The organism is Bradyrhizobium sp. Ash2021, assembly GCF_031202265.1.
Classification (GTDB): domain Bacteria; phylum Pseudomonadota; class Alphaproteobacteria; order Rhizobiales; family Xanthobacteraceae; genus Bradyrhizobium.
Genome location: NZ_CP100604.1, coordinates 2169890 through 2182440, shown reverse-complemented (window position 1 = coordinate 2182440; position 12551 = coordinate 2169890). Strand labels below are relative to the sequence as shown.

13 protein-coding genes and 1 pseudogene are annotated in these 12551 nt (G+C 59.8%); 11 read left to right on the top strand and 3 right to left on the bottom strand.

All coding sequences use genetic code 11. The annotated features are described in order from the left end of the window. Nucleotides 1–151: 151 nt before the first annotated feature. From uvrB to NL528_RS10500, 7 genes and pseudogenes are all read left to right on the top strand, one after another. Nucleotides 152–3157, top strand: a complete 3006-nt coding sequence (gene uvrB / locus NL528_RS10530; RefSeq protein WP_309184850.1) for an excinuclease ABC subunit UvrB — start codon at nt 152–154, stop codon at nt 3155–3157. 454 nt (nt 3158–3611) lie between these two features. Continuing rightward, complete coding sequence (locus NL528_RS10525) at nt 3612–4424, top strand: carbohydrate kinase family protein (protein WP_309182623.1); 813 nt, start codon at nt 3612–3614, stop codon at nt 4422–4424. 55 nt (nt 4425–4479) lie between these two features. Beyond that, nucleotides 4480–5321: pseudogene (locus NL528_RS10520) on the top strand (IS5 family transposase). Between the two features lie 43 nt (nt 5322–5364). Then, nucleotides 5365–5730 (top strand): nucleoside 2-deoxyribosyltransferase, encoded by a 366-nt coding sequence (locus tag NL528_RS10515; RefSeq protein ID WP_309182621.1) that lies wholly within the window; start codon nt 5365–5367, stop codon nt 5728–5730. Continuing rightward, nucleotides 5730–6332, top strand: coding sequence for a 7-cyano-7-deazaguanine synthase (locus tag NL528_RS10510; RefSeq protein WP_309182620.1), 603 nt, complete (start codon nt 5730–5732; stop codon nt 6330–6332). The genes NL528_RS10515 and NL528_RS10510 overlap by 1 nt, the downstream gene beginning before the upstream one ends. 96 nt (nt 6333–6428) lie before the next feature. Then, nucleotides 6429–7196 (top strand): DpnI domain-containing protein, encoded by a 768-nt coding sequence (locus NL528_RS10505; protein WP_309182619.1) that lies wholly within the window; start codon nt 6429–6431, stop codon nt 7194–7196. A gap of 9 nt (nt 7197–7205) precedes the next feature. Then, the gene (locus tag NL528_RS10500) at nt 7206–7484 is read left to right on the top strand and encodes a hypothetical protein (RefSeq protein WP_309182618.1); all 279 of its coding nucleotides are present in this window, start codon (nt 7206–7208) and stop codon (nt 7482–7484) included. Between the two features lie 195 nt (nt 7485–7679). On the opposite strand, the gene NL528_RS10495 is transcribed toward NL528_RS10500, so the two are convergent. The 3 genes from NL528_RS10495 to NL528_RS10485 form a co-directional block, all read right to left on the bottom strand. Then, complete coding sequence (locus tag NL528_RS10495; RefSeq protein ID WP_309182617.1) at nt 7680–8003, bottom strand: hypothetical protein; 324 nt, start codon at nt 8001–8003, stop codon at nt 7680–7682. Nucleotides 8004–8212: 209 nt separating this feature from the next. Beyond that, nucleotides 8213–8404: a hypothetical protein gene (locus NL528_RS10490; protein WP_074279048.1), complete on the bottom strand. Its 192-nt coding sequence runs from the start codon at nt 8402–8404 to the stop codon at nt 8213–8215. Nucleotides 8405–9285: 881 nt separating this feature from the next. Continuing rightward, entirely contained in the window at nt 9286–9525 is a 240-nt protein-coding gene (locus NL528_RS10485) for a hypothetical protein (RefSeq protein ID WP_309182616.1), read from the bottom strand. Between the two features lie 387 nt (nt 9526–9912). Between NL528_RS10485 and NL528_RS10480 the strand changes: the two genes are divergently transcribed. The 4 genes from NL528_RS10480 to NL528_RS10465 all read left to right on the top strand — a co-directional run bounded on the left by NL528_RS10480 (nt 9913) and on the right by NL528_RS10465 (nt 12469). Continuing rightward, on the top strand, nt 9913–10362 hold the full coding sequence (locus tag NL528_RS10480; RefSeq protein ID WP_309182615.1) for a nuclear transport factor 2 family protein: 450 nt from the start codon (nt 9913–9915) through the stop codon (nt 10360–10362). 256 nt (nt 10363–10618) lie between these two features. After that, entirely contained in the window at nt 10619–10885 is a 267-nt protein-coding gene (locus NL528_RS10475) for a hypothetical protein (RefSeq protein ID WP_309182614.1), read from the top strand. Nucleotides 10886–11052: 167 nt separating this feature from the next. After that, on the top strand, nt 11053–11487 hold the full coding sequence (locus tag NL528_RS10470; protein WP_309182613.1) for a nuclear transport factor 2 family protein: 435 nt from the start codon (nt 11053–11055) through the stop codon (nt 11485–11487). Between the two features lie 76 nt (nt 11488–11563). Then, on the top strand, nt 11564–12469 hold the full coding sequence (locus tag NL528_RS10465; RefSeq protein ID WP_309182612.1) for a hypothetical protein: 906 nt from the start codon (nt 11564–11566) through the stop codon (nt 12467–12469). The last annotated feature ends 82 nt before the right edge of the window (nt 12470–12551 follow it).

Genomic DNA, 12551 nt, shown 5'->3' with positions numbered 1-12551 from the left:
CCCGAGCGTGCTGACAGCTGCTGACAACGGCGCGCAGCAGGCGCCGGACGCGGCAGGCCATATCAACCGGTTGAGATCAGCGTACATTCCGCTATTTCCCCGAGGGGCATTTGCCCTTTTCTCGCCGCCGGACTCGCCCCATATTCCCGGCATGGCGAAGAATCCCGACACTCCCAAAAAGCCCGGCAAAACCCCGAAATCCAAAGCACCAAGTTCCAAGGCACCAAGTTCCAAGGCGTCGAGGCCCGACGTGCAGCCGATCGGACCGGCGCTGGCGGAACTGCTCAATCCCGCGATCAATCGGGGCGATGCCGGCATGGGTTCGGGCACCGGCCTGCAGCCGCCGCCGGATAATTCCTGGGATCGCCGCGCCGGTGGCGAGGCCGCCGCGCATCGCGCGCGGGCGTCGACCAAGGGGACCAACGAGGATGTCGCGAAGCGCGATGCCTCGGCCGCAGGGCCCGGCCTCGACGAAGCTCCGCAGGCCAATTACGGCACCTCGGCGACGATCCCGACGCTCGACCCCGAGCTGGCAAGGCAACTCGGTTTCACCACCGAGGAGGAAGACGCCGCAGCGTTAGCGCGGCCGCCGCGCAACAAGATGGAGGCGCTCGGCGTCGCCGCCACCGCGGATGCGCTCGACGCGCTGATTCGCGACGGCCGTCCGGAGTTTAAGGGCGAAGACGGCCAGGTCAGGATCTGGACGCCGCACCGCCCGCCCCGCCCGGAAAAGTCCGAGGGCGGCCAGCCGTTCGTGATCAAGTCCGAATACGAGCCGAAGGGCGACCAGCCGACCGCGATCAAGGAATTGGTCGAGGGCATCCAGCGCAACGACCGCACCCAGGTGCTGCTCGGCGTCACCGGAAGCGGCAAAACCTACACCATGGCCAAGGTGATCGAGGCGACGCAGCGCCCCGCGATCATCCTGGCGCCGAACAAGACGCTGGCCGCGCAGCTCTATGGCGAGTTCAAGAGTTTCTTCCCCGACAACGCGGTGGAGTATTTCGTCAGCTATTACGACTACTACCAGCCCGAGGCCTATGTGCCGCGGACCGACACCTATATCGAGAAAGACTCCTCGATCAACGAGCAGATCGACCGCATGCGCCATTCGGCGACGCGCGCGCTTCTGGAACGCGACGACGTCATCATCGTCGCCTCGGTATCGTGCATCTACGGTATCGGCTCGGTCGAGACCTATACCGCGATGACCTTTGCGCTGAAGAAGGGCGAGCGCATCGACCAGCGGCAGCTGATCGCCGATCTCGTCGCGCTGCAGTACAAGCGGACGCAGGCCGATTTTACCCGCGGTACCTTCCGCGTCCGCGGCGACGTCATCGACATCTTTCCGGCGCATTATGAAGACCGCGCCTGGCGCGTGAACCTGTTCGGCGACACCGTCGAGAATATCGAGGAGTTCGATCCGCTCACCGGCCACAAGCAGGACGATCTCGAATTCATCAAGATCTACGCCAATTCGCACTATGTGACGCCGCGGCCGACGCTGGTGCAGGCGATCAAGTCGATCAAATCCGAATTGAAGCTGCGGCTGGACCAGCTCCACAACCAGGGCCGCCTCCTCGAGGCGCAGCGGCTGGAGCAGCGCACCACCTTCGATCTCGAAATGATGGAAGCCACCGGCAGCTGCGCCGGCATCGAAAACTATTCGCGCTATCTCACCGGCCGCCGCCCCGGCGAGCCGCCGCCGACGCTGTTCGAATATGTCCCCGACAACGCGCTGGTGTTCGCCGACGAAAGCCACGTCACGGTGCCGCAGATCGGCGGTATGTTCAAAGGCGATTTCCGCCGCAAGGCGACGCTGGCCGAATACGGTTTTCGGCTGCCCTCCTGCATGGACAACCGTCCGCTGCGCTTCGAGGAATGGGACATGATGCGCCCGCAATCGGTCGCGGTCTCCGCCACGCCAAGCGGCTGGGAGCTGAACGAAAGCGGCGGCGTGTTCGTCGAACAGGTGATCCGCCCGACCGGGCTGATCGATCCGCCCGTCAATATCCGCCCGGCGCGCACCCAGGTCGACGATCTCGTCGGCGAGGTCCGCGCCACCGCGCAGGCGGGTTACCGCAGCCTGATCACGGTTTTGACAAAGCGCATGGCGGAAGACCTCACCGAATATCTGCACGAGCAGGGCATTCGCGTCCGCTACATGCACTCGGATATCGACACCATCGAGCGCATCGAGATTATCCGCGACTTGCGGCTCGGCGCCTTCGACGCGCTGGTCGGCATCAATCTGTTGCGCGAAGGCCTCGACATTCCCGAATGCGCGCTGGTCGCGATCCTCGACGCCGACAAGGAAGGCTTTTTGCGCAGCGAGACGTCGCTGATCCAGACCATCGGCCGCGCCGCGCGCAATGTCGACGGCAAGGTGATCCTCTATGCCGACCAGATGACGGGCTCGATGGAGCGCGCCATCGCCGAGACCGACCGCCGCCGCGAAAAGCAGGTCGAATACAACACCCTCCACGGCATCACGCCGGAGAGCATCAAGAAATCCATCGGCGACATCATGAACAGCGTCTACGAGCGCGACCATGTGCTGGTGGAAATCGGCGACGGCGGCATGGCCGACGATGTCATCTCAATCGGCCACAATTTCGAAGCCGTTTTGGCCGACCTCGAAACCCGCATGCGCGAAGCCGCCGCCGACCTGAACTTCGAGGAAGCCGCCCGCCTGCGCGACGAAGTCAAGCGCCTCCGCGCCACCGAACTCGCCGTGGTCGACGACCCCACCGCCAAACAGCGCGCCGTGCAGAACAAGGCCGGCGCCTATGCCGGAGCGAAGAAATACGGCGAAGCCGCGAATTTGCCCGCCAGCGCGATGAAGAAGCGCGGCGGCGGTGCCTCTTCCCCCTCGCCCCGCCCTTCACGGGGAGAGGGTCGGGGTGAGGGGCGATCCACGGGCGGTGTCAGCGCGACTTCAAAAGTCCACAAACCCCATCTCGACGAAATGCACGGCCCCGAGTCCCTGCCCTACCGCCCGAACCGCGCCAAGCCGTCGCGTGATGACACCGACGCCGGCAGCGGCAGCAAAATCTTCCAGCCAACCGACTCGCGCCAATCTGGCCCCGAATTTGGACCGGCGCCGCGATCGAGCGGTGGTGCACCGGGACATCGGGGCGGGTGGAAGAAGCGGTAGAGACGCAAGAAATCACTTGACGCCACACATCCTAGGCTTGCAAATCTTTTAGCGTGCGCTCAATAATGGTGTAAGGCTTGGGGGAGAGCATGTCAGGAGGAAGTGGCGGCGGCGGCGGTGGAGGCGGAACGTTCGTTCCTAAGAAACAAACTCGCGGTGGAGGGGACGCGGCGGGAGGGGATCGATGCAATATCAAACTTCAGATTCCCCTTTCAGCCACCGATCCTGCCAACATAAAAAAGATATCAGTCGGTTCAGTTTTGGATGTCGCAGTTCGCCGATCACGCGGTACGGACTCAGTAATCGCAGTCATACCAACCGGCCGAGCTTACGTCGGTACGATAGCCTACGCTGACGTTGAAGAGCTGATTGATTGTATTAACGAGGGCTTTGAATACCAAGCGACAGTTCTGAACTTGTCCGCAACCAGCGTCAAAGTTTTAGTTGCTCGCAAATGATTGTCGTTGGCGGGGTGTACTCGGAGTACTGTTACCAACCAGATTGGAATCAAATATTCGGCTCTGGAGGAAGAGGTGCCGCCGCATTAACTCGATTGGGCGTCGAGGACGTAAAACTGTTTACGTGTCTTCCCGAAAAGTCGAAGAAGTCTGCGCAAGCTACTCTGGCTCCCTATGGTGTTGAAATCGAAGTTCGGCCTTCGGCCGCCTTGTACGAATTTGCATATTTGCACCCATTATCGGAGCCGACTCTCGCTCCCAATCCTGAAGTGGCAGATGCTGCAGAACCCATATCGGGCGACGTCGTCCTTGCTTACGGAATGCTGGAGGGACTACCCGCAATAAGCGCTAGACGCGCAATTTTTGATCCGCAATCAGAGACCCGCTGCAAATCCCCTCGAGATTTTATCCACGCAAAGGAAATTGCTCTCGTTCTCAATCAACGAGAGCTCGAATTGATTTTCGGTTCCGAGGCTCCTGAAAAGATAGCCGAAGCAAATGTCCACGAAGGAACTGTATGCTGTGTAGTAGTCAAGCGAGGCCCGTTTGGCTGCACCGTAATTGATAAGAACGGCGTGCATTCTATTCCAGTATTTCCAACAAAATCGGTTTTCAAGATCGGCTCGGGCGACATATTCTCAGCATCGTTCGCCAAATTTTGGGGCATCGACAATATGAACGCTCCGCAGGCGGCTGAAAACGCATCAAAATGCACTTCGCTATACTGTGACACTCGGAGTATTGACTCATTATCGCTATTAAGTGAATTCAGCGGACAATCTCTTAGTGTCTGTCCGAAAACATGTTGAATCATCGGAATCATTTGTGATTCAAGGGAGGCGGTCCGAATCTGAAGGAGCGCCGATGTGGACGAAAGAGAACCGCGGTCGTTACGACCGCAGCCGGCTACGCTATCCCAGCGATTTGACCGATGAGGAATGGGCGTTTGTGGAGCCGCTGATTGCGTCAGCCAAGCGAGGCGGCAACAAGCGCACGGTGGATGTGCGTGAAGTGGTCAATGGTCTGATGTATGTGCTGAGCAGCGGTTGCCAATGGCGAGCGATCCCGAAGGATCTGCCGCCGCGCAGCACGGTGCACGGTTATTTTGACTTGTGGACTTGGGACGGCACGCTCGATCGCATCCATCACGCGCTCTATGTACAATGTCGGGAGTTGGCCAACCGAGAACCCAGCCCGAGCGCCGCCATCATCGACAGTCAAAGCGTCAAGAGCGCGGAAAAAGGGGGGCGTGGATTGACCCGCATGGCTACGATGCGGGAAAGAAGATCAAGGGCAAGAAGCGCCACATCCTAGTCGATACCCAGGGCTTATTGCTCCACGCCCTTGTACATTCGGCGGACATCCAGGATCGAGACGGCGGGGTGTTGGTGATGGCCACTCTGTTTGGCCTGCATCCATTCCTGCTGAAGCTCTATGCCGACGGCGGCTACCAGGGGCCGATCTTTCAGTCCGCCGTTCGCAAAATCCTCCGGCAAATCGACGTGGAAATCGTCAAGCGTTCCGATACAGCAAAGGGCTTTGCGGTCTTGCCCAAGCGATGGATCGTCGAGCGCACCATCGCCTGGCTCAATCGCTGCCGCCGCTTGGCCAAGGATTGGGAGTGTCTCAACCGAAAGGCCTTGGCGTTCTTGCGCCTTGCCTCAATCCGCCTCATGCTCAGAAAGCTCTGTCAAAAAACAGCATGATCCCGGACAGACTCTTAAATTCCAACGTAGACCGCATGTGTATTTGGCCGGACCGTTTTTCTCGTTAGCCCAAAAATTTTTTATTGAACAAACGCGGACCGCTCTTTTGGGTTTGGGCGCAAAAGTATTCTCCCCCATGCATGAGGTCGGCTTTGATCTTCCCGTCGAAACGATTGCGACGCAAGACCTCCAAGGCCTCGAACAATGCTCGGTAGTTCTGGCGCTCGTTACCGACTTAGATCCGGGCACAATATTTGAAGTTGGTTATGCTCGCGCCCGCAACATTCCTGTCGTTGCGCACGGCGAAGGCGTCAAGGTAGAGCACTTGACCATGATAATTGGCAGCAGATGCATCTACAGCGAGGATTTCTGTTCTGCAGTTTATAATGCGGTTTGGGCAGGTATGTAATGGAAGTCCTTCTGTTCTCTGGTGGCATCGAGTCCACATGCTTGGCTTTTATGCGAAGACCAGACGTTTGTTTGACCGTTGACTATGGGCAAGTTATTGCGAGAAGCGAGATCGCTGCCGCAAGAAATATCGCTGATTACCTAGGTCTGCATCATGAAACATTGACGGTGGGCTTGTCGAATTTGGGAAGCGGTCAACTAGCCGATCGCCCTAAAATCCCTCAAGCTACGATCCCGGAATTCTGGCCGTATCGCAACCAAATGCTGGTGACGCTCGCAGCTATGAAGTTTGCGGATCAAGACAGCTTGGTAATCTCAATCGGAACTGCCAAAGGAGACGCATCGCACCGCGACGGCACTTCTGAGTTCGTCGAAAAGATGAGATCGGTTCTCTTGATGCAGGAAGGCAGCGCAACACTGGTAGCACCCGCGGTCACCCTCGAATCAATTGATCTGTTGCTCAAATCAAATATTGATGGGGACCTGCTAGACATGACCTTTTCCTGTTTCGCGGCAGACTATCCTTGCGGTCGTTGCAGAGGATGCATTAAGAACGAATATCTTCGAGCCACCTATTTTGACCATCGTCCGAGTTGCCACTAACACTCGCGGGTGCACCAAGAGATTGGGACGGGTGCAAGAAGCGCAAGCCGGTCCGGTGACGCTGGCAATTCAATAGAATTCGGCTACGCTGGCGCCATGAAACTCGGCTTTGAAGAATCCCAGTCGTCCTATTCCAGCGGTGCGCAGAACGCCCGCACATGGACCGAAGCCTGGGTCAGCGCGTGGGCGTATTGTCCGCACTGCGGCAACGCCAGGATTTCTTCGTTTCCAAACAACAGCCCGCTCGCTGATTTCTTCTGCACCTCCTGCCGCGAGGAGTTCGAGCTCAAAAGCCAAAAGGGCAAGTTCGGCAGCAGGGTTGTCGATGGCGCATTCAAGACGAAATGCGAGCGCCTGGCTGCCAGCAACAATCCAAACCTTTTACTGATGAACTACGATCTGAAGTCACTCGCGGTCGTCAATCTCTTCATTGTACCGAAGCATTTTTTCGTCCGCGAGATCATCGAGGAACGAAAGCCGCTAAAGGCTACTGCGCGGCGCGCGGGCTGGATCGGCTCCAATATACTGCTCAGCCGGGTACCTGAGTCCGGCAAGATTCATATCGTACAGAAGGGTATCGTCCGCGAGAAAGACCTCGTTCTCGCCGAATGGCAGAAAACGCTTTTCCTCAGAAATGAATCGCCGGAGACACGCGGCTGGCTGCTCGATGTTATGAAATGCGTGGAGTCGCTCGGGAAACGCGATTTCACGCTTGAAGAAGTCTATGCCTTCGAGCGGCATCTGGGTGACCTCTATCCCGGCAACCAGAACGTCAAACCGAAGATACGTCAGCAACTTCAATATTTGCGTGACCGCGGATTTATTGATTTCATTTCGCGAGGAAGTTATCGTTTACGAACCTAGGAGACCTGCATGGCCTGGTTTCTCAACTTCTACAAATGCGATCGATGCAAGCGCCGATGGACCGATGAATGGTCCTGTATGTGCGACGACGAGTGCCCGCATTGTGGTAGACGGGACATGACGCCGTACAATAGCGAGGAACTGACCACACTGATCGAGCAGGAAGGCAATGAGTTCATCGTGCTTTGGTCGCCCGAGACGGCGGAGCACGATCCCGACTACCGCGAACTTGGGCGTTTCCCGACCCGCGAAAAGGCGTTGGAGTTTTTGTCCGCTGACGGGATCTGAAGTGCGTCATTCCGGAAGCCGCGCAAGCGGCTGTCTGGAATCCACGCTCCCGATCGTGGTTACGGATTCTCTGATGTGCAATTGCACATCATAGCTCGCCGTTGCGCGGCGCCCCGGAATGACGGCGCAGAGAAATCACCCCACGCTCACCACCCCCACCGCCAGCAGCGACAGAATAAACACCGTCGTCAGCAGTTACAGCGACGCCGCCGGCCGGGTGCGCCATTGCGCGATCTTTTCGGCGAACGACAGGTTGGCGTCGAAGAACAGCGGCTCGTGCGCGTACTTTAACCGGTTTGGAAATTTTGCCGCGAGCCAGGGCGTGAACAGCGCGTAGAAGATCGTGGACAGCACCACGAAGATCGCGGCGCCACCTTTCTCGCCGACGATCTCGCGCCTGCCGGCAAGCTTGAGCATCAGCACGGCGATGGCGAAGGTCGGCAGGCCCTGGAAGATGGCGGTGAGCGCAAAACCTTCGAGCCGGTTCGAACGGGATCTCGATTCGGTGATGGCATTCATGGCGGCATTCCCTGTGAGCAGACCGTCCTCGGCGAGGACCGTCGTTCCTGAATGCCAGTCTGGCTGCTTGCGCTGGCGCGTGCCGTGATGCGCGTCACGCATCGTTTTTAGAGAGGCTCGTCATTCCGGGATGGTCCGAAGGACCAGACCCGGAATCTCGAGATTCCGGGTTCGCGTCTTCGACGCGCCCCGGAATGACAGGGAAAGAATCACCCCGACCGTCGGCTGCTGGTGTTCTGCACCATGTTGCCGTGCGCGGCCTGTTCGCGGATGTTTTGCTTTTCGTCGTCGCGATGGCCCCTGGTGGTGTCGAGGGGAACGGCGGGCGCGCTGCCGGGGCCCTTGTGGCTGCGGTTGTCGTCGGGAACGGGCAGGATGGTGTCGGTCAGCGGCTTTGTCATCGATGGTCTCCGTTACGCAACGAGAGAAACGCGGCACGCATCGGCGTTGTTCCCGGAAATTCCTGAGTACCCATGCCCGTCAGCACCCACAAGCGCTTGTGTTGCCCGACGGGCAAATCACGCTTTTGCTCGGTCCAGTGCCGCCAGCAAAAATATTCCACTTGGCGCGTCGGGCAAATCAGCGCTACCAGCTCGCCCCGTCCTTTCCCGGCAAGAGGGGCGTATCGCGATCGTCACGAACGCGGGAGGGGATGCGGTGGACGCAGCAGCGTCGGCGCGAAACGGTGTCGCAGGGCGAGTCTCTCGTGAGCGACCAACCGGCGCGCAGGACGAACGGCGCCAAAGCGTACGGCAAAACCGTGTGGTCCCGACACCCGTTGCTGGTGCCAAGCTGCCGGTGGCGAGATCGATCCGACCGGATTCGATTTCGCCATCAAGCCGGCAGCGACGGTGACAAGACGAATTCGTCGCCGGGGAGAGCGCGATATAAGCCGTAAAACCATTGCGCGGGGAATGCCGGAGTGTTCCGACTGTACCTGTATGCTCGTGTGCGCTTCTTTGCACAATTTTGCGCACGAGACCGCGGGTGCAGCGTGCACCCGGCATTCCCTGCTCCCTCTTTTTGAGGGAGAGCCTTCGCAAAGCTCGGACGCATCGCGCCGCGAGACGGCGGACGTGTATTCGCTCTTTGACATTTGAATCAGAAATTCGTGTGAGGGCGCACGGAGGAAAAGTGCACGGATAAGCCTCGTCATTGCGAGCCACCAGGTCGCGCGAATGCGCGCCCGATGACAGGCTCCGCGAAGCAATCCATTTCACCGCGCAAAGAAAGAATGGATTGCTTCGTCGCTTCGCTCCTCGCAATGACGGATGCAACAGCGCTACAGCTTCTCCTGACCCGCCGGCGGCCGGCCCTGGCCCTGCTGCTGCTTTTCCTGCTCCTTGGCGCGGTGGCGGCCGTAGAGGCAGCCGGCGGCGGCGCCGAGCACGCCGTGATGGCCGGCATAATGACCGGCGACGCCGCCGACCGCGGCGCCTTTCAGGCAGCCTTTTGCATCGGCCGAAGAAGTCGAAACCAGCGCCAATGCGGCGGCGGCAAAAATGGCGGCTGCGGTTTTCATGACGCGGTATCTCCTGACGGGGATGTCGCATCGTTAACGGCTATTGCGCTGGAGGGTTCCACGCTGCCACGCTTACAGCTGTCATCGCCCGGCTTGACCGGGCGCCCAGTATTCCAGAGACGCCAGCAATGGAATCGAGAGGCCGCGGCGTACTGGATCACCCGCATGCGCGGGTGATGACGATCAAGTGTGGAGCGGCCCGCCGTTCAGCGGCCGGCGCGCCCGGCCAATGGTGCATTTTCACAAATCACTCTTTTTAGTTGTGTGAACCTTTTTTGCCCTGGTGACGTCCAACGTGTGCTTCCTTTTGCCGATTGATCCCAAAACCGTTCCGGCCACAATGCAACCGTTCCAAGCGAGTCGGATCGAACGCCGACGGAGAACGAGATGTCTGCGGATCTTCACCGTCAGCGCGTGCTGAAATTTCTCGAGGTCTTTTATTCCGGCGACATCGAAGGCGCGCTGGCGCGCTGCACCGACGACATCGATTTCCTCGCCAACGCCCCGGTCGACATCCTGCCGCATATGGGCCACCGCCACGGCAAGGAAGCGATGCGGGAGATGTGGACCACGGTCAACGCCCGCTATTCCGAGATGCGCTACGAGGCGCCGATCCTGGTCGCCGAGGGCGACAAGGTCGCGACGCATATCAGGGTGTTGTTCCGCAAGCGCAGCAATGATCGGGTGATGCAGTTCGACATCGCGGCCTTCTATACGCTGCGCGACGGCCGCATCGCCGAGATCCGGGAGATCATCGACACCTTCGACCTGGTCCAGCAGGTGCTCGAACGCGACGTCACCGCGGTGCTGACCGGCGGCGAGCCGGACGGGATCTAGGTCTCCTCGTCATTCCGGGATGGTCCGAAGGACCAGACCTCAGGTGCGCAATGCGCACCGGGGAATCTCGAGATTCTCAGGTGCGCAATTGCGCACCTAGTTCGCGCTTTCAGCGCGCCCCGGAATGACAGCGAAAGTTGCGGAGAGGCCCCGGAATGACAGCACCCTTTAGAAATTTCCCGCCGCATTGAACCTCACCGCGCTCGCCGTGACTTACCACTGGGCTTGTTGCGGATATCGGGGCTGAAGACGAAGCATGAAGATCGCGTTGCTGGCTTTGCTGGGATTGGCATTGGGGGCGCTGGGTGGCGCAGCGCTCGGGATCGGGGCCGGGCTGGCCTGGGTCGAAATCTTTAAAACCACGAGTTTTGAAGGGTATAGCGGCATGCTGGTGTTCTTCACCTTCATGCCGCTGGGGACCGCGGTCGGCGGCATCGCCGGCGCCTTGTTGTTCGGCATGATCGCGATCCGGGACGCCGAAATCGCCATCGAACGCGAGCCCGCACGGCGAAGTGACCGGTAAATGCCCGTAACCGTTGCATTTGTGCAATGCAAAAATGTCAATTGTATTTTGGCCAACTCACCCTATTGTTAGTACACTAATGAATTGCAGCCCCCTGACGCCGCGTCAAAGCTGACGCCCGCAGGCAGGTCGCTGTTTTAGCAATCCAGTCTTGGGAACCACCGCAAATGACAGAGCACAGTCTCTGGCGTTTTTCGCGCGCGTTTCACCGCGCGATCAATGAGCGCCAGTCCGCAGATCTCGAAGCCCTGCTCGACGAGGAGGTCGACTGGGCGATCTATGGCCCGATCGACATGTTTCCGTTCTTCGGCTCACGCCGGGGCAAGGCGGCCGTGATCGAGGTGATCCGGCAGATCGCCGACAATGTCCGCATCCGTCGCTTCGATCGCGAGTCGATCATGCTGGGGACCGATTCGGCATCCTCGATGATGCGCTATTCGCTGACCGCGCTGGATTCGAACAAGCCGATCAGCTTGCGGATCGCGCATTTCGCGCAGTTCAAAGGCGGCCGGCTGACCAATTTCCGGGTCCTGGTCGACAGCTTCGATCTGGTCGAGCAGACCGTGGGCTATCCGATCCATTTGCCGCGGATGGCGGTGTAACGACCGTACGCCTGCCCGCCATAATTTCGCACCAGAGCCGACGCATGTTCGGCGGCATCTGGAATGCGGGCGGGTAATGACTCCCTCAACACGATTTCGCTGGGCAAGGCTGCCGCTGCTGGTGGCCGGCTTCAGCCTGGCCACGCTGCTGGCGGCGGCTGCGCAGACGCCCCCGGCGGAAGACGATGCGGAAGAACCCGCGGCGGAAGCCACAGTTCCCGACGTCAATGACGCCGATATCATGAAGGACATCGACGTCAGCAAGCTCGACTGGAGCCAGCTCAATGTCGACGCCTCCACCCTGACCGGCCCCGCCCCGAAAGGCCGTGCCGCGCCGAAGACCGCCGGCGCCGAGGCGTCGTGGTCGTCGAACGCCAGGCCGGACGGCTCATCCGCCGTCTCGGTCAAGCAGTCGGTCTCGCCGTTCCTGGACACGCGGATCGGCGCCGACATGACGGTCGCACGGCAAGGCACGCTGACGGCCTCGGAAGTGCTGTCGGAAAAACTGGCGAATGGCGGCAGCGTGCCGCAATCCTCCGGCACCGCCTGGGCGGCGATCACCGCACCCGGGGTCGGCTCGATCTGGGACAAGACCGCGGTCGAAGCCCGCGTCGATCCCGGCCAGGACCAGAGCAAGCTCGGCACCTCCTTGAGCAAATCGCTGCCGCTCAACGAGCAATATTCGGTCACCCTGCAGAACGACTATCATTTGATCCAGCAGGGCATCGTGCCGGTGCCCGGTATCGTCAGCCGCCCGGTGCGCAGCTACGAAACCGACCAGTCGGCCAGGCTCAGCATCACCGATACCGGCACCAGCTTCACGGCCGGCCAGACGCTGTCGACCAACGACGACAAATGGCTGCGCAAGGTCGGCGCCGAGCAGAAGCTGTTCGACGGCGTCACCATCTCGGGCTCGATCGGCGAAACCGCGCAGGGCACCGCCAACAAGAGCTTCAGCGCCGGGTTCAAGCGCAGCTGGTAGTTAAACCTATACCATTCCGCCATTGCCCAGGAATGATCCAGCCTTGCCGCATATTGGCCCAGATGCGGTCAAAATCGGCAGC